16 protein-coding genes and 2 pseudogenes are annotated in these 16,614 nt (G+C 67.7%); 9 read left to right on the top strand and 9 right to left on the bottom strand.

The window, feature by feature from the left end; genetic code table 11:
- Positions 1-2 precede the first annotated feature (2 nt).
- From BLU38_RS02680 to BLU38_RS02665, 4 genes are all read right to left on the bottom strand, one after another.
- Positions 3-875, bottom strand: coding sequence for a carbohydrate ABC transporter permease (locus tag BLU38_RS02680; RefSeq protein ID WP_091519459.1), 873 nt, complete (start codon positions 873-875; stop codon positions 3-5).
- Positions 872-1,843: a carbohydrate ABC transporter permease gene (locus tag BLU38_RS02675; RefSeq protein ID WP_157683177.1), complete on the bottom strand. Its 972-nt coding sequence runs from the start codon at positions 1,841-1,843 to the stop codon at positions 872-874. Before BLU38_RS02675 ends, BLU38_RS02680 begins: the two co-directional genes overlap by 4 nt.
- A 2-nt stretch (positions 1,844-1,845) precedes the next feature.
- Positions 1,846-3,180: an ABC transporter substrate-binding protein gene (locus BLU38_RS02670; protein ID WP_091519455.1), complete on the bottom strand. Its 1,335-nt coding sequence runs from the start codon at positions 3,178-3,180 to the stop codon at positions 1,846-1,848.
- Between the two features lie 222 nt (positions 3,181-3,402).
- Positions 3,403-3,831 (bottom strand): organic hydroperoxide resistance protein, encoded by a 429-nt coding sequence (locus tag BLU38_RS02665; RefSeq protein ID WP_091519451.1) that lies wholly within the window; start codon positions 3,829-3,831, stop codon positions 3,403-3,405.
- Positions 3,832-4,081: 250 nt separating this feature from the next.
- Between BLU38_RS02665 and ffh the strand changes: the two genes are divergently transcribed.
- The 9 genes and pseudogenes from ffh (at position 4,082) to trmD (ending at position 11,776) form a co-directional block, all read left to right on the top strand.
- Positions 4,082-5,653 carry a signal recognition particle protein gene (gene ffh, locus BLU38_RS02660; RefSeq protein ID WP_091519443.1) on the top strand — a complete coding sequence of 524 codons (1,572 nt, stop codon included), beginning with the start codon at positions 4,082-4,084 and terminating at the stop codon, positions 5,651-5,653.
- A gap of 117 nt (positions 5,654-5,770) precedes the next feature.
- A complete protein-coding gene (locus tag BLU38_RS02655; protein WP_091519441.1) occupies positions 5,771-6,886 on the top strand; it encodes an amidohydrolase family protein in 1,116 nt (371 codons plus the stop codon).
- Positions 6,887-6,927: 41 nt separating this feature from the next.
- A complete protein-coding gene (locus BLU38_RS02650; RefSeq protein WP_091519438.1) occupies positions 6,928-7,305 on the top strand; it encodes an SSI family serine proteinase inhibitor in 378 nt (125 codons plus the stop codon).
- Between the two features lie 276 nt (positions 7,306-7,581).
- Positions 7,582-8,802, top strand: a complete 1,221-nt coding sequence (locus BLU38_RS02645; RefSeq protein WP_172836053.1) for a S1 family peptidase — start codon at positions 7,582-7,584, stop codon at positions 8,800-8,802.
- 205 nt (positions 8,803-9,007) lie between these two features.
- Positions 9,008-9,463, top strand: a pseudogene (rpsP, locus tag BLU38_RS02640) (30S ribosomal protein S16); the annotation flags it as partial.
- A pseudogene (locus BLU38_RS32260) lies at positions 9,458-9,688 on the top strand (sunset domain-containing protein); the annotation flags it as partial. The pseudogenes rpsP and BLU38_RS32260, both read left to right, overlap by 6 nt.
- Positions 9,689-9,690: 2 nt before the next feature.
- Positions 9,691-9,966, top strand: a complete 276-nt coding sequence (locus BLU38_RS02635) for an RNA-binding protein (RefSeq protein ID WP_091519430.1) — start codon at positions 9,691-9,693, stop codon at positions 9,964-9,966.
- Positions 9,967-9,992: 26 nt separating this feature from the next.
- Positions 9,993-10,538, top strand: coding sequence for a ribosome maturation factor RimM (rimM, locus tag BLU38_RS02630; RefSeq protein WP_197679959.1), 546 nt, complete (start codon positions 9,993-9,995; stop codon positions 10,536-10,538).
- On the top strand, positions 10,535-11,776 hold the full coding sequence (gene trmD, locus BLU38_RS02625; RefSeq protein WP_091519427.1) for a tRNA (guanosine(37)-N1)-methyltransferase TrmD: 1,242 nt from the start codon (positions 10,535-10,537) through the stop codon (positions 11,774-11,776). The genes rimM and trmD overlap by 4 nt, the downstream gene beginning before the upstream one ends.
- Positions 11,777-11,794: 18 nt before the next feature.
- Here trmD and BLU38_RS02620 read toward each other — a convergent pair whose 3' ends face one another.
- The 5 genes from BLU38_RS02620 to BLU38_RS02600 form a co-directional block, all read right to left on the bottom strand.
- Positions 11,795-12,688 carry a hypothetical protein gene (locus tag BLU38_RS02620; protein WP_091519424.1) on the bottom strand — a complete coding sequence of 298 codons (894 nt, stop codon included), beginning with the start codon at positions 12,686-12,688 and terminating at the stop codon, positions 11,795-11,797.
- Positions 12,689-12,754: 66 nt separating this feature from the next.
- Entirely contained in the window at positions 12,755-14,542 is a 1,788-nt protein-coding gene (locus BLU38_RS02615) for a S8 family peptidase (RefSeq protein ID WP_091519421.1), read from the bottom strand.
- A gap of 87 nt (positions 14,543-14,629) precedes the next feature.
- Positions 14,630-14,857: a hypothetical protein gene (locus BLU38_RS02610; RefSeq protein WP_091519417.1), complete on the bottom strand. Its 228-nt coding sequence runs from the start codon at positions 14,855-14,857 to the stop codon at positions 14,630-14,632.
- A 27-nt stretch (positions 14,858-14,884) separates the two neighbouring features.
- Positions 14,885-15,214, bottom strand: a complete 330-nt coding sequence (locus BLU38_RS02605) for a hypothetical protein (protein ID WP_091519414.1) — start codon at positions 15,212-15,214, stop codon at positions 14,885-14,887.
- An 8-nt stretch (positions 15,215-15,222) separates the two neighbouring features.
- Positions 15,223-16,416 (bottom strand): hypothetical protein, encoded by a 1,194-nt coding sequence (locus tag BLU38_RS02600; RefSeq protein ID WP_091519411.1) that lies wholly within the window; start codon positions 16,414-16,416, stop codon positions 15,223-15,225.
- Positions 16,417-16,614: the final 198 nt, after the last annotated feature.

Here is a 16,614-nt window from a genome sequence, read left to right as displayed (position 1 = left end):
CTTCAGTTCTTGACGGCGCCGAGCGTCATGCCGGCGACGAATTGCTTCTGCATCCGGACGTAGACCACGACGACCGGCACGATCGACATCGTCAGTCCGGCGGTCAGGGCCGGCCAGTCGGTCGCGTACTGTCCGGTGAGGCTGAACAGCACCGGCTGCAGGGGCAGCTTGCCGCTGTCCTGCAGGACGGTGTTGGCGATCAGGAATTCGTTCCAGGTCTGCAGGAACTGGAAGATCACCACGGTGGCGATGCCCGGTTTGGCCAACGGCAGGATGACCTGCCGGAAGATCGTGAACTCGCTCGCTCCGTCGGCCCGTGCCGCCTCGACCAGTTCGTCGGGCAGCGTGGAGAAGAAGGCGCGCATCAGGAACATCGAGAACGGTGCCGAGCCGCTGATGTAGAGGATCAGCAGTCCGACCTGGTTGTTCAGCAGATGGAAGGACTTCAGCTCCAGGAACAGGGGGATGATCAACGCTGTTGCCGGCATCATCAGCGTTGTCAGCAGCAGCACGTACAACACGTTCTTGAACGGGAAGTCGAGCTTGGCGAAGGCGTAGCCACTGAGCGAGGCGAAGATCAGCACGCCTGCGACGGTGGCGGTGGTGATCCACAGGCTGTTGAAGAAGTGCAACGGGAAGCCGGTGTTCGCCCAGGCGCGGGCGTAGCCGGCGGCGGTCAGATGGGTGGGGAAGAACGGTCCGTTGAAGATCGTGTTCTGCGGTCGCAGCGAGGTCAACACCAGCCAGACGAACGGGAACACCATCAGCGCGCAGATCGGCAGCAGCACGAAGGTCGCGAACGATCGACCGAACGGGAAGCGACGGCGTCGCGCGGTGCTTGTGCTGCTGATCCGCTGGGCGGCGACGGCGGTCATCGATCGCTCCTGTTGGTGATCTTCATCTGGACCAGGACCGCCAGCGTGCACAGGATCATCGTCACGATGCTGAACGCGCTGGCGTAGCCGAACTGGGGGATCGATCCGGAGGTGGAGCCGAAGGCAAGGCTGTACAGGTAGGTGCCGAGTACCTCGCTGGCGTGGTTGGGTCCGCCGCCGGTCATCACGTAGATGATGTCGAAGACCTTCAGCCCGTTCAGCAGACCGAGGCTGATCACCAGCCCGAGCACGATCCGCAGCTGCGGGACCGTGACGTGGAAGAACTGCTGCAGTGATCCGGCGCCGTCGACCTGGGCGGCCTCGTACAGCCCGGCGTCGATGCCTTGGATGCCGGCGAACAGGATCAGCATCGCGGTCCCGGTCCCGGCCCACAGCGAGACGACGATGATCGAGGGCAGCACCGTGGCGGGGTCGGCCAGCCAGGTCTGGCGCAGACCGCCGAGGCCGATCGCTTCCAAGGTCCGGTTGAGGGTGCCGATGTTGGGGTCGTAGATCAACTTCCAGAGCACGCCGGAGACCACGAAGGACACGATGCCGGGAATGAACAGGATCGTCCGGACGACGACACCGACGGTCCGCCAGACCGCGTTGACTCCAACGGCGATGATCAGCCCGACGATCGTCTGCAGCGCGGTCGTGATCACGGTGAACGCGATCGTCACGCCCAGTGCCCGCATCGCCACCGGATCGGAGAACATCCGGGTGTAGTTCTGCATGCCGGCGGGTTTGGGATAACCGAAGCCGGCCCAGCTGGTGAAGCTCAGGTAGATCGTGTAGGCGATCGGCCAGCCGACGAAGACGGCGAACAGGATCAGCGTCGGCAGCACGAAGAGGTAGCCGGCCTGATACTGGGAGCGCTTGATCCGGGCCGCATTGCCCGGCCGGGGGCCGGAGGATCGGCCCGGCTCTCCGGTGGCGCGCGGCGGGCGGACGGCTGTCGCAGTCATGATCATGCTCCCTTCGCGTTGAGCACGGCATCCTGCATCTGCTGCCCGATGTCGGCAGGACGCCCCTTGCCCTGGAAGATCGGCGCCAATGCGTCTCCGGCTGCGACCGAACCCGGACCGAAGGGGATGTGCGGGCAGCCTTCACCCTCCAGCAGCCAGGACGTCATCTGCCGCATCACCGGTGAGTTGATCTTGGTCGCGGCGCTCTTGGTCGACGGCATCGAGTTGGACTCGTTCATGGTCGCGGAATAGCGGTCGGTCTGGTAGAGGAATCGGAGGAACTCCAGTGCGGCGTCCTTGTTCCGCGAGGTCTCCGACACCGACCAGCCGGCGCCGGCCTGGTTGGCACACCAGTGTTTGCGACCCGCCGCGATCGCGGGCGTCTTCATCACCTTGTAGGACTCGTTGAAGTCCTTGGTGGCGTTCTGGGTCAGCCCCTGCGGGGTCCAGGATCCGTTGAACAGCATCGCGGACTTGCCGGTGTAGAACAGCTGCGGCGCCTGATCGCCGCTGGTCCCGGTGGTGCCCGGCTGGAACACCCTCGCGTCGACGATCTTCTTCAGCAGGGCGATCGCCTTGATCACGGTCGGGTGGGTGTAGCTGAACCCGTCCTCCAGTTGGTCGAGCTTCAGATAGAACGTCGGGTCGTCACTGACCTGGGTGAGCAGCGGCAGGAAGAAGTCCAGGCTGCTGGTGGTCGGATTGCAGGACAGCGCGACGCCGTAGGTGTCGGTCTTGTTGATCTTGTCGGCCGCGTCGATCAGATCGTCCCAGGTCTCGATCGACTCGCCGTCGACGCCGGCCCGGCGGAGCAGCCGGGGGTTGTAGAAGATGCCGAAGGTCTGCGCCATCCAGCCGACGCCGTACTGCTTGCCGTCCAGGGTGTATTCCTGGTTGGCCGACTCGAAGAAGTCACCGAGGAAGTCGGCGCCGAGCTCGGACCGCAGGTCGGCGGAGATCCCGGCCTGACCGTAGGTGAGGGCCCGGGTGTGCGGTGCGAAGATCTCCGGCACGTCGCCGCCGGCGACCGCGGCCTGCAACGCCGGCAGATACTGATCCGGGGTGCCGAAGATCCGGTTCTCCACGACGATGTTCGGGTGGCGGTCCTGGAAATCCTGGACGAGTCGGGGGAGTTGCTTCTGCTGCTCGCCGTACCAGCTCCAGACCCGGACGATCGCCTTGCCGTCCTTGGTCGTGCTGCCGGACACCGTGGTGGCCCCGCAACCGGCTACTGCGCCGGTGCCGGCGAGGGCTGCCCCGAGCGCAGCGCCCTTCAACAGCGATCGCCGGTCGAACGACGCCGGGGTGCCGCCGGTCGACGGCTGAACAGATCTCATCGGGCTCCTCGTCGAGTGCCGGATCGGTTCCGTACTTTCTAACGCAACGTAAGAAAGGTGTCAACGGCGTTCCCCGCGCCCCTCGCACACCAGGGTCGGATGGCAGCACGCGGTGCACTATCGCCCCTGGAGTGGTCGGGCGCGGGGGTTGATGGCCAGTACGTGGTGCGAGATGGCCCTTGGACTGTCCACACGGCCGGCCTGGCGCGACCCGGGGCCGGGTCAGGCGATGGCGGTGACGGTGACCTCGATGTTGCCGCGGGTGGCGTTGGAGTAGGGGCAGACCTGGTGGGCCAGCTCGGCGAGCCGCTGGGCCTCGGCGAGGTCGACGCCGGGGATCCGCACGGTGAGCGCGACCGTCAACACGTAGGCCCGTTCGAAGGGTCCGATGCCGACCTGCGCGGTGACCTCCGCGCCGGAGGTGTCGACCCTCTCGCGGCGCCCGACGGTGGCCAGCGCGCTGTTGAAACACGCGGCGTAGCCGGCGGCGAAGAGTTGCTCAGGGTTGCTGCCGGTGCCGGTGCCGCCCATCTCCTTCGGTGGGGTGAGGGCGATGTCGAGTTGGCCGTCGGAGCTGACTGCGCGGCCCTCGCGGCCACCGGTCGAGGTGGCGGCGGCGGTGTAGAGGACCTTGCTGGGAGTCTGTGTCATAGCCGGGGTAACCGGACACGCCGATCCGATGATGCCCGACTGCGGCGTGTTCCCGCTCACACGAGACCGTGGTCGGCGGGGTCGGCTCGGTGAGTATCGCGTGGCCAGCCGATTCGGCCGCAGACGGTAGGCTGGAGCGACGTGCGCGTACGGTGTGATGCCGCCTCGGCGTGACTCGTCACGGTACGGTCCGGCAGCGGATCGGATCCGGGCGCACACCAGCTCAGCAGACAGTGATTGAAGAGGATCGATGTTCGACACCCTGCAAGACCGGCTCGCGGCGACGTTCAAGAGTCTGCGCGGCAAGGGACGGCTGTCCGACGCCGATATCGACGCCACCGCCCGGGAGATCCGGGTGGCGCTGCTCGAGGCCGACGTCAACCTGCAGGTGGTCCGTGAGTTCATCGGCGCGGTCAAGGAGCGGGCCAAGGGGGCCGAGCTCTCCGGCGCGCTGAATCCGGCCCAGCAGGTCATCAAGATCGTCAACGAGGAACTGATCGGCATCCTCGGCGGCGAGACCCGTACGCTCCGCTTCAGTAAGCGGCCGCCGACGGTGATCATGCTGGCCGGTCTGCAGGGTGCCGGTAAGACCACCCTGGCCGGCAAGCTCGCGCATCGGTTGAAGGCCGACGGCCATTCCCCGCTGCTGGTCGCCGCCGACCTGCAGCGACCGAACGCCGTCAATCAGCTGCAGATCGTCGGCGAACGCGCCGGCGTGCACACCTATGCGCCGGAACCCGGCAACGGCGTCGGCGATCCGGTCCAGGTCGCCCGTTCGTCGATCGAGGAAGCCCAGCGCAAGCTCTACGACGTCGTGATCGTCGACACCGCCGGCCGGCTGGGTATCGACGCCGAGCTGATGCAACAGGCCGCGAACATTCGCGACGCGGTCAATCCCGACGAAGTGCTCTTCGTCGTCAACGCGATGATCGGCCAGGACGCGGTGAACACGGCCAACGCGTTCGCCGAGGGCGTCGGCTTCGACGGCGTGGTGCTGACCCAGCTGGACGGCGACGCCCGCGGCGGTGCCGCGCTGTCGATCGCCCGGGTCACCGGCAAGCCGATCATGTTCGCCTCCAACGGCGAGAAGGTCACCGACTTCGACGTCTTCCACCCCGACCGGATGGCCAGCCGGATCCTCGGCATGGGCGACATGCTCACCCTGATCGAGCAGGCCGAGAAGACCTTCGACGCCGAGCAGTCGGCCAAGGCCGCCGAGAAGCTGGCCAGCAAGGACGGCGGCGACTTCGGACTGAACGACTTCCTGCAGCAGATGCAGGCCGTCCGCAAGATGGGTCCGCTGTCCAAGATCTTCGGGATGTTGCCGGGGATGGGGGAGATGAAGGACCAGATCTCCAACATCGACGAGCGGGAGATCGATCGGATCGAGGCGATCATCCACTCGATGACACCGGGCGAACGCGACGACCCCAAGATCCTGAACGGTTCCCGCCGGGCCCGGATCGCCAAGGGCGCCGGTGTCGAGGTGTCGGCGGTGAACAACCTGGTGAACCGGTTCTTCGACGCCCGCAAGATGATGAGCGCCTTCGCCGGCGGCAAGATGCCGAACATGCCCGGGATGCCGGGGATGGGCGGCGGTGCTCCGGCCGGCGGCGGTGCCCGCAAGGCCAAGCAGCAGAAGAAGAAGGGCAAGGGCAAGAAGGTCTCCGGCAACCCGGCCAAGCGGAACGCCCCGCAGCAGCCGCAGGCACCGGCGGCCAACGGCTCCGCCTTCGGCGCCGCATCGGACCAGGACCTGGCCAACCTGAAGGACTTCGAACTGCCGCCCGAACTCAAGAAGATGCTCGACCAGGGCAAGTAGCCCGCCCGCGCGGTGCCGAAGCTTGATCTATCACGCTTAGGCACGTTCCCGCGGCACGTCGGTCGGGACGACGGACCATCGGCACGGCAGACTGTCCAAGGTGATGGTGGGCCGAGGATGACGCGATCGCACACGCTCGGATCGCAACGACTGCATCTGGACGGGATCGTGCTGCCTGACGGCGAACGCCGTGAGCTGTGGATCGCCGACGGTCTGCTGCGCACCGAACCGGTACGCGACGCCGTCGACCTGACCGGCGGCTGGATCATGCCGGGCCTGGTCGACGCGCACTGCCACGTCGGGCTGGACGCGCACGGTCCGGTCTCCGATGAGGTCGCCGAACAACACGCACTGGCCGATCGCGCGGCCGGCGCGCTGCTGCTGCGCAGCCCCGGATCGCCGACCGACACCCGGTGGATGGACGACCGCCCGGACCTGCCGAGGCTGATCCGGGCGGGCCACCACATCGCCCGGCCCAAGCGGTATATCCGCAACTACGGCGACGAGGTCGAGGGCGACGAGATCACCGCCGAGGACCTGATCGCCGCGATCGATCTGCAAGTCCCGCGATCCGACGGCTGGATCAAACTCGTCGGCGACTGGATCGATCGCGAGGTCGGCGATCTTGCCCCGCTGTGGCCGACCGATGCCGTCCGAGCGGCCATCGACCACGCCCACGGGCTCGGCCTCAAGGTGACGGCCCATGTGTTCGGTGAGCAGGCCGCCGCCGAATTGGTGGCCGCCGGCATCGACGGCATCGAACACGGCACCGGGATCACCGACGAGGTGATCACGATGATGGCCGAACGCCAGGTCGCGCTCGTCCCGACGTTGATCCAGCTGGAGAACTTCGAGTCCTTCGCCGCCGCGGGGGAGGCCAAGTTCCCCGGTTATGCCCGGCACATGCGGTCGCTGTACCGCACCAGGATCGACCGCTTCACCCGTGCGTACGAGGCCGGGGTCCCGATCTACGCCGGTACCGATGCCGGCGGCTACCAGCCGCACGGCCGGATCGCCGACGAGGTCGTCCAGCTGGCAGCGATCCTCGGCAACGAGAACGCCCTCGCCGCCGCCTCCTGGCGAGCCCGCTCCTGGCTGGGTCGACCGGACGCGTTGGCCGAGGGCAGTCCCGCCGACCTGGTGGTCTACGACGAGGACCCGCGGACCGACCTCAGCACGCTGTCGCGACCGCGGTGGGTTGTGCTGGGTGGAACGGTGGTGCAGGAGACGTGACACGACCCGACCGCCCGGACCGGGCGAGGAGAGGTGGAACCATGTTCCGACTGGTGCTGTTGCTGACCGGCGGACTACTCGCCGTCGGACTCTCCGGCTGCGGTGGGGACCGCGACGAGCTGACGATCCGCTACGACGACGGGGCGGGCACGACGTCGGACTGGACGCTGACCTGCAACCCGCCGGGCGGCAGCCACCCCGATCCCGAAGCGGCCTGCCAGGCGCTGGAGAAGAACGGCAGCACCGCACTGCCGCCGGTGCCCAAGGACAAGGCCTGCACGATGATCTTCGGCGGTCCACAGACCGCGACGATCACGGGCACCTGGCACGGCGACAAGGTCGACTCCTCGCTGTCACGGACCAATGGTTGTGAGATCGCGCGCTGGAAGGCGCTGGCCGGACTGCTTCCCGAGCAGTAGCGACCAGCCCCGTACGGGACCGTCATCCGGGCGCGTTGAGAGACCTCCGTACAGGGCATTCCTTGAGTTGATCTTTGGCTGTCCTGTCGTTGACCGCTGTGGGCGCTTTCCGTTACGTTTCAAGACGATGGAGCAGGTCGGGTCCTGACCGATCGCACACAGCCCAGGCGTGTGCGGGCTCGGAGGACCGGGACATTGGCCATAGTCGGGTCGTCATCGGGGACAGCTGCAGCGTTACCGGACGCCTGCATAGGTAAGCGCTATCCAAGGATGGGAATGCTTCGACCGCGCATGCGACTCGCTGCCACACTCGTCGGACTGCTGACGGGCACGGCGCTGGCATTCGGCTCCTCGACGATCGCCGAAGCCGAGCCGAGCCACACCGACGACCGTGCCGCCGGCGTCCGTGCGCTGGCCCACCATCTGGACATCGGTACGAAGCAGGCCGCCTCCAAGATCGCCAAACAGAACGCCGCCGGTGAGCTCGGTGCCCGGTTGCAGCGCGAGGTCGGCGCCGCCAGCGCCGGCCACTACGTCGATGCCGCCGGCCGTGCCGTCGTCAATGTCACCACCGAACCCGCCGCTGCCACCGTTCGCGCCGGCGGCGGGGTGGCCCGGGTGGTGCCGCGATCGCTGGCGCAACTGGAGAGCACCAAGGCAGATCTGGACCGGTTGGCCCAGGAGGACGGCGCCGGCCGGGTCCAGTCCTGGGGGCTGGACATCAAGCACAACCGGATCTCGATGATCACCACCGCCGGCGCGACCGACGACAAGACCCGCGACTTCCTGGCTGCGGTCAGCACCGACGACGCGATCACGGTGAGCACCACCGAGGCTCGGATGCAGACCATGGACAACCTCTACGGCGGCCAGCAGATCGAGGCCGGCAGCGACCCGTGTTCGCTGGGATTCAACGCGCGCGACAGCAGCGGGAATGCGGTGTTGCTGACCGCGGGCCACTGCGGCGAGGGGTACGCCACCTTCTCCGCCGACGGGGTCGAGATCGGCACCACCACGAACTTCACCTTCCCCGGCGTCGGTGACTTCGCCGAGGCCACCATCACCAACGGCTATTGGCAGTCGCGTGCCGCGGTCCGGGCCACCGCCGGCGAGCAGGTCGTGTCCGGATCGACGCCGGCCGCGGTCGGGTCGGCGATCTGCAAGAGCGGTCGGACGACGAACTGGACCTGCGGGACGATCGAGACCGTCGACAACACCGTCAACTACGACAACGGCGACGGCAGCACCTCCACCGTCACCGGATTGATCCAGACCTCGGCGTGTGCCGAGGGCGGCGACAGTGGCGCGGCCAACCTGAGCGGCGACCAGGCCCAGGGCCTGACCAGTGGCGGCGCCGGCTATGACGATGACGGCAACCCGTTGACCCCACCGGTCTGCGGTGCCAAGGTCGGCAAACCGAGTGTCAGCTTCGTACAGCCGATCAACGAGGTGCTCACCGCCTACCGGTTGCGGCTGGTGACCGACGCCGCCAACTGAGCCGCGGCGGCCGGCGTGCGGTTCGCGTCAACCGGGCCTGATCTGGCAGAATGACGGGGCGTCTGCGCGCCGAGGTGCCCTCTCATCACCGCGGTGCGCCGTCCAACGAATCGCGGCCCGGTGCCCCACGCCGGAGCTGGAGATTCACCCGTTCCCTGGCCGGGGCCGTACTCGGCCAGTATCCCAACAGGAGATTCCACTCACCGTGGCTGTCAAGATTCGTCTGAAGCGTCTCGGCAAGATCCGGACGCCGCACTACCGCATCGTCGTCGCCGACTCCCGTACCAAGCGGGATGGTCGCGCGATCGAGGAGATCGGTCAGTACCACCCGAAGAACGACCCGTCGGTCATCGAGGTCGATTCCGAGCGCGCGCAGTACTGGCTGTCGGTCGGCGCTCAGCCGACCGAGGCCGTGGTCGCGCTGCTGAAGCGGACCGGTGACTGGCAGAAGTTCTCCGGCGACACCAGCCCGTCGGGCATCACCCCGCAGCCGGAGAAGAAGGACAAGCTCGCAGCCTTCAACGCCGCCCTGGCCGAGAAGGGTGCCGAGCCGGTCAGCGACGCCATCACCACCGACGGCGACGCCAAGACCGACAAGAAGGCTGACAAGAAGGCCGACTCCAAGAGCGACGGGGCCAAGAGCGACGACAAGGGCGAGCAGCCGTACGGCGAGGGCTCGTACAAGGGCGACAACCCGCCGGCCGGCTTCGAGATCAAGGGCAACGAGGACTCGATGAAGTTCCACGCCCCGACCTCCCCGTGGTACGCCCGGACCGTCGCCGAGGTGTGGTTCAACGGCGCCGAGGCAGCCGAGGCCGCCGGCTTCGTCAACGCCGAGGGTGACAAGGCCGAGGAGAAGGCTGACGACGAGAAGTCCGAGGCCTGATCGTGCTGGCCGACGCGTTGGAGCATCTCGTCCGCGGCATCGTGCCCAATCCCGATGACGTCAGCGTCCGGGACAAGGACCTGCGTCGCGGTCGGCTGCTCGAGGTACGGGTCAACCCGTCCGACATCGGCAAGGTGATCGGCCGCAACGGTCGCACCGCATCGGCCCTGCGGACCGTCGTCGGTGCGCTCGCCGGCCGGGACTCGGTCCGGGTCGACTTCGTCGATCTGGAACACCGCGGCGGTGGCCGCGGTGGCCGGTCGCGTTCGCGTCGTTGATCGACGTCGACAGCCGGACAATCTGAATGGACCTCATCGAGATCACCGTGGGCGCGATCGGTCGCGCCCACGGTGTTCGCGGTGAGGTCGCTGTCATTCTGCGGACCGACGAACCGGAACGCCGGCTCGCGCCGGGCCAGGTGCTTCGCGGTGACAACGGGGGAACGTTCACCGTCGTCCGGACCCGGGAGCATCAGGGGCGATGGCTGGTCACCTTCACCGAACTCGGCGACCGCACCGCCGCCGAAGCAGCCCGCGGTGTACAGCTGGTGGCCGATGTGCCGCCGGACGAGCGGCCCGGCGATGACGAGGAATACTACGACCGGCAGTTGGTCGGACTGACCGCGATCGTCGACGGGGAATCGTACGGATCGGTCCGCGCGGTGTTGCATCTGCCGGCCCAGGATCTGCTGGAGATCGCGACCGCGGACGGCGTCCGGCTGGTCCCGTTCGTTTCCGAGCTGGTGCCCGAAGTCGATCTTGAAAACTCGCGGTTGGTGATCAACCCGGTCGCCGGATTGCTGGACGACGAGGCGGAGCTCGCCACCGATCGATCGGAGCAGCAGCGATGAAGATCGATGTCGTGTCGATCTTCCCCGAATACCTGCAGCCGTTGAACCTCTCGCTGGTCGGCAAGGCGATCGAGAACGGCATCGTCGACCTCGGCGTCCATGATCTTCGGCAATGGACCCATGATCGACATCGCACCGTCGACGACACCCCCTACGGCGGCGGAGCCGGGATGGTGATGAAGCCGGAACCGTGGGGGGAGGCGCTTGATGATCTTGCCCCGGTCGGCGCCGACCCCGACGACTCGACCGCAGCGAGCGGGAGCCGACCGCGGCTTTTGATCATGACACCGGCGGGGCGGCCGTTCACTCAGCGGATCGCCGACGAACTGGCCGACGCCGATCATCTGATCGTCGCCTGCGGCCGCTACGAGGGCATCGACGCACGGGTGGCCGAGGACGCCGCCACCCGGATGCAGGTCGACGAGATCAGCATCGGCGACTACGTGCTGAACGGCGGCGAGGCCGCCGCTCTGGTGATCATCGAGGCCGTCGTCCGGCTGCTGCCCGGTGTGATCGGCAACCCGGAGTCGTTGGCCGAGGAGTCGCATGCGGCCGGCCAGGACGGGCTGCTGGAGTATCCGCTCTACACCAAGCCGCAGAGCTGGCGCGGTCTGGACGTGCCGGACATCCTGTTCTCCGGCCATCACGCCAAGATCGCCGGTTGGCGCCGGGAACAGGCCGAGGCGCTGACCCGACGGCGTCGCCCTGACCTGCTGCCGGAGATCAGCGATCCGCCGTCCGGTCCCGGCGCATTGCACATCGAACGAGCATCGGCGGAGGACGCAGGGGAGATCGTCACGGTGCAGCGGGCCGCGTTCGTGTCCGAGGCGCTGGCCAACAAGACGCTGGCGTTGCCGGCCTTCACCCAGACCGTCGATGAGGTCCGGACCAGCCTCGCCGACGCCGTCGTACTGGTCGCCCGACAGGGTTCGAGCGCGGTGCACCGGGGCCGGGTGATCGGCTCGGTGCTCGGCCGGCTGACCGACGACGACGCCTGGTACATCGGCCGGCTCGTCGTCGCCCCCGACCGTCAGGGCGAGGGGATCGGCGGCCGACTGCTGCGCGCGATCGAGGAAGCCGCACCCGCCGAATGCCGGACCATCCGCCTGGTCACCGGCTCGGAGGGACCGAACTCCTCCTTCTACTCCCGGCATGGCTACCGCGTCATCTCCCATGAGCCGCACGACGGCTCCGAGATCGTCAACATGGAGAAGGCGTTGGACTCGGTCGGCTCCTGAGCCCGTCGAGGGGCTTGATCACGAGCGGGTAGCCGGATCATTCACCGCATCGACAACCTGATCGCAGGCGCTGTCCCAGTCCCGGGTCCCGTCCAGATAGCCGTTCCAGGCATCACCGACGGGTTGCCGAAGATCCGGCCAGGCTCGATCGAACAGACCGGTGGCATCCAGGTACGGCAGATAGTCGACGCCATGGTCGGCCCAGGCCCGAGCTACCACCTGGCCGGTCAGATAGAACAGCACGACGTGCCAAAGATCAGGACGCTCGTCCGAGGTGGCGCGTGCCGCCAATGCCTCGTACAGCGGTCCGGCCAACAGGTGGCTCAGTTCATGGAGAACGATCTCCACCGACTGAAGACCCTGACTCTTGCGATGGGTCGTCGTGCAGGTGATGTGGTCCGGTCCCTCCGCGGTGTAGGCCGGCTCGGTGCGACCCACGACAACGGTGCTGACCGGCACCGGTACGTCGGGCAACGGGGTGCGGTAGACCTGCTCCAGTCGGCCGACGACATCAGGCAGCAACGGTGCGAGCCGATCGGTGAGCTGCACCGTCCACGCAACATTCGTCGCATCATGACCGGACCAGTCCGCACCGAGATAGTCGCCCAGAGCAGGCTGGAACACGTCCGACCAACCGTGGGGTGCGGTTCCACCGAGGCCGGCGACCTCGGCGGACAGCCGGCGCATCGTCGAGTCGAAGAGGAGATCTCGTGTGATCAACTCGTGCCGGTAGTAGTCGACCGCCGCCTCGTATGCCGCACTACCCCGGATCGTCAGCCCGCCTTCGAGGTGCTGGGCACGTGGTCGAGCCCCGGTCGCCGCCGACTCCGCAGCGCACGCTTCGGAGTAGAGCACGTGGTGCAGGTTCATCGCGGCATCGCTGCTGAACCGGAAAACCGTCTCCGTTGACATCCAGCGAACCTACTCCTCACGCGGGCCCGTGCCGGGGCAGAGATCCCGGCACGGAACCGGTGGTCATCAGACGGACAGTGAGGCGGCCAGCATCTGAGCGCGCAGTTCGGCCATCCCGCGGCGGATCCTGGTCCGCTCCGACAGGCCGTCGTCGACCAGGGCAGCCCCGGCCGGCTCGGTCAGCAGTCCCGCGGCGAGCAGTTGGAGCCTCAACTGGGCCAACGCGATCCGGATCGCATCGGCGTCCGCCGCGGCCGCATCGGGGAACGACCCCTGTGCGCCGGGTTGCAGACCCAGCGCGCGCAGGCAGTCCGGCAGCCCGGCGCCGGACCGCTGCGGATCGCCGAACGACAACGGGGTCGCCGCAGCGCGCAGTAGATCGAAGAGGTGGTCGACGCGGGCGGCGTTGCGATTGGACAGCGCACCGCCCGCGAAGTCCGGGTGATGGGCCAACGTCAACGCGGCCAGGCCGGTGATGTGTGGCGTCGCCATCGACGTCCCGTCCCAGGCGGCGAACCCGTCCGGCGGAACCGAGGAAACGATCGCGACACCGGGGCCGGCGACGTCGACCTCGGGACCGTGGCAGGAGAACTGCGCGGCAAAAAGATCATGGTCGAGGGTGCCGCCGGACCACCGTTGCTGTGCGTGGTAACTGTTGTCGGGAAAGGTTCCCTGGCTTCCGATCGCAGACACGGTGAGCACATCGGGAGACACCCCGGGGAACTGCACCTCGCCGCCGGTGTTTCCGGCGGCGACGATGCAGGCGACACCGAGTTCCTTGGCCTGAGCGATCTTCTGCAGCAGGATCTGGGAGCTGCCGCCGGTGCCGAGACTCATGTTGACCACGTCGATCTGCTGGTCGATGCAGTAGTCGACGGCATCGATCAGACTGCTCACCCGACCGCCGGGGAAGATCCGCAACTCGACCAGCTCGGCGTCGGGCGCGAACCCGCGGATGCCGCGTCCGTTGTCGGCACCGGCGATGATGCCGCTGCAGTGCGAGCCGTGCGCGATCGTGTCGTCGATCCACTGTTGATCATTGGCCGGTGTCGTGGTCAGGTCCATCCCGCTGTGGATCGCTCCGAGGTCGGCATGGGTGCGGACGGCAGCACCCGAGTCGACGACGGCAACCTTGATCCCGCGGCCGGTCATCCCAGCCGGCACGGATTCCAGTCGCATTGCCCGCTGACCCCAGCCGATCAGCTGCTGGTCGGGAAAGCCGGGAAGCTCGGCGCCGAGCGACTGCAGGCGTACGGTGTTGAGGCTTCCGCTGGTCAGCTGCGGCCGGTCCACCCACATCGACCAGTAGCCGCTCTGCGGATTGACGTAGAGCGCTCGCAGGCCGGCGTCGGACTCGTTCAGCAGGCTGATGCTGATCATGCCTGTGTCGTCGGTCCGGCCCTGCGCCGGAACGCCGCTGCCGTAGAGATAGACGGTTGCGCCGACGACCGGCCGGTCCGCCTCGTCGACGATCTTGAGCGACCAGCTCGTGCTCACGCCGAACGGGATCAGCACGCCGGGATCGATCGTGCCGCCGATCAACTCCTGCGGCTGCAGAAGATGATCTTCCTCGATCACCACCTGCGGATGCCCCCGCAGCTCGGCGGCGACGTCGTCGGGCATGTCGGCGACGACGACGTGGTCGGTGATCGTCGTGCCGAGAGTCTGGGCGCTGACACTGCGTGGTCGCAGCGATTGGCGGACCTCGACCCGGGGATCATGCTGCAACTGCTCGACGACCGAGCCGAAGTCCAACGGTCCACCGAAGCCGGCCGTGGCCAGCATCGTGCTGTCCTGCGCAACGAGGTAACGACGGGGACGGGTCGGCAGACCGGTGGTGTTCTCGGGACTCACGATCGGACCTTTCTGAAGGGTGGCGGGGATCGGACGGGCGGATCGGTGTGTCGGCGTCGGAGTGCGTGATCGGCAGCCCCGCTGACCTCAGTCGAGCGTCAGCGGTGCATCGGGTTCGATGACGATTCCCGGTAGGGCCGAGCCGAGCGCTGCGGCCCGTTCGGGAAGCATCGTCGCGACCAGCCGGTCCGGTTCACCGGTGCTGTCGGCGTGCACCGACAGCACCGATGCCTCCGGGTCGGCGGTCAGATCCGCGAGGGCCGATCGCAGATCGGCGGTCGGCCCGGCGAGAACGAACTGCTCTGGTGCGGACACGGCTGTGCCTTGACGGGGGTGCTGATGTCACGGCTCGGGGATCGAGCTGTCCCGAGCGCGCTGCTGCTGGACGGCGGCCAACACCGTGCGGACCGGATCGAACGGATCGGCCGACTGCCGTGATCGGTAGTCCGCGACCGCCGAGCTCAGCGTCGGGATCACCGCGGCCAGTGCCGGATGGGCGTCGACGTTGGTCCGGAGATAGTCGTACAGGCCGATGATCAAGTTCCCGACCTGCTGCCACCGCGGATCGTCGACCGGGGCGGCGGCTGCTGCCGGCGCCGGCGTCGATGCCGGCAGCAGGGCCGCCCGGTCCTGGTCCTGAGGCAGCTTGGACCTGTTCCAGGTGAAGGTCATCGGACTGCCTAGCCGGCCGTTGCTGTGCTGGGCAGCACCTGGAACGGGAGCAACTTGCCCAACGAACCGACCAGACCGCCGATCTCGCCGCCGGTCTTCGCGTCGCCGAACATCCCGCCGACCGTGCTGCCGATGGTGCCGCCGAGCGTGTTCAGCAGGCCACCGAACAATCCGGCGGGAACGACGATCATCCGATCCTCCGCGGCGGTCTCGGTGTTCGGCCGGGTGGACGCCGGGAGCAGCGCCGGGGGCACCTCGTGGAAGGGCAACAGACTGCCGACCGAGCCGATCAGGCCGCCGATGTCGCCGCCGGTCTTGGAATCGCCGAACAGCCCTCCGACGGCGCTGCCGATGGTGCCACCGAAACCGGAGACCAGGCTGCCGAAGAAACCGGCCGGTACGACGACCAGGTCCTGTGTCTTCCCCGTTCCCTCCGGTCCGGCCGAGGCAGGGGAGAGGTTCGGCGGGACAGCCGAGAAGGGCAACAGCTTGGCGAGTTGACCGACCATGCCGCCGACCTGCTCGCTGGTGCCGCCGCCGACGATCTGGCCGACCGTGCCGGCGACGCCGCCGATCAGGTCGCCGAAGAAGCCGGCCGGAACGACCACCATCGCTTCCGACGGTGCCGTGTCACCATCGCTGCCCGGGCCGGCCGAAGCAGGGGCGACCTGCGGTGGGATGACGGAGAACGGGCCGAACACCGAGCCGACGGCCCCGAGCACGCCGGATCCGATCTGCGAGCCCAGATCCTTGTCCCCGAAGAGATCGCCGAGTGCGCCGCCGGCAAGGTTGCCGGCCAGGCCGCCGAGTACGCCGGTGAGGAATCCTGCCGGTACGACGACCAGTGGCTCCGACGAACCGGACCGCTGAGCATCGGGTCCGGCGGATGCCGGGGCGACCGCCGGCGGAATGACCTGGAACGGGACGTAGTGCTCGATGATCGGCGATGCCGCGTTGCCGAGCGTCTTGCCCAGCTGGGCATTGCCGAACCATCCACCGGTGACCTCACCGATGGTGCCGGCCAGCCCGCCGATGATGTCGCCGAAGATGCCTGCCGGGACGACCATCAACGGACCGTCGGAGGGATGTCCAGCCGTTGCGGGCTTGGCCGTCGGGGCCTCGGCAGCGGCCGGCGCAGCGGTGCCGGCCGGGCTGGAGGTACTGGTGAGATTTTCGAACGTGGTGGTGAGATTTCCGGGCATGAGTCGACTCCTGTGTCGCGGGCTGTCGGTGACCTCCGACCAGGTTTGCGCCGTTGCGGCGGGCCCGCATGAGTAGTCGGCTACTCCACTTCGGTCGATCTGACCGGCGAGTAGTCGGCGAAGCTTCCGTTGTGCTGAGTAGCTGCGTACTAGCACTGAGGACCTGGCCCGTTGACGAGGTCGATACTGGGTGCACTG

It is taken from the genome of Microlunatus soli, from assembly GCF_900105385.1.
GTDB classification, from domain to species: domain Bacteria; phylum Actinomycetota; class Actinomycetes; order Propionibacteriales; family Propionibacteriaceae; genus Microlunatus; species Microlunatus soli.
This window is presented reverse-complemented; position numbering and strand designations above follow the sequence as displayed.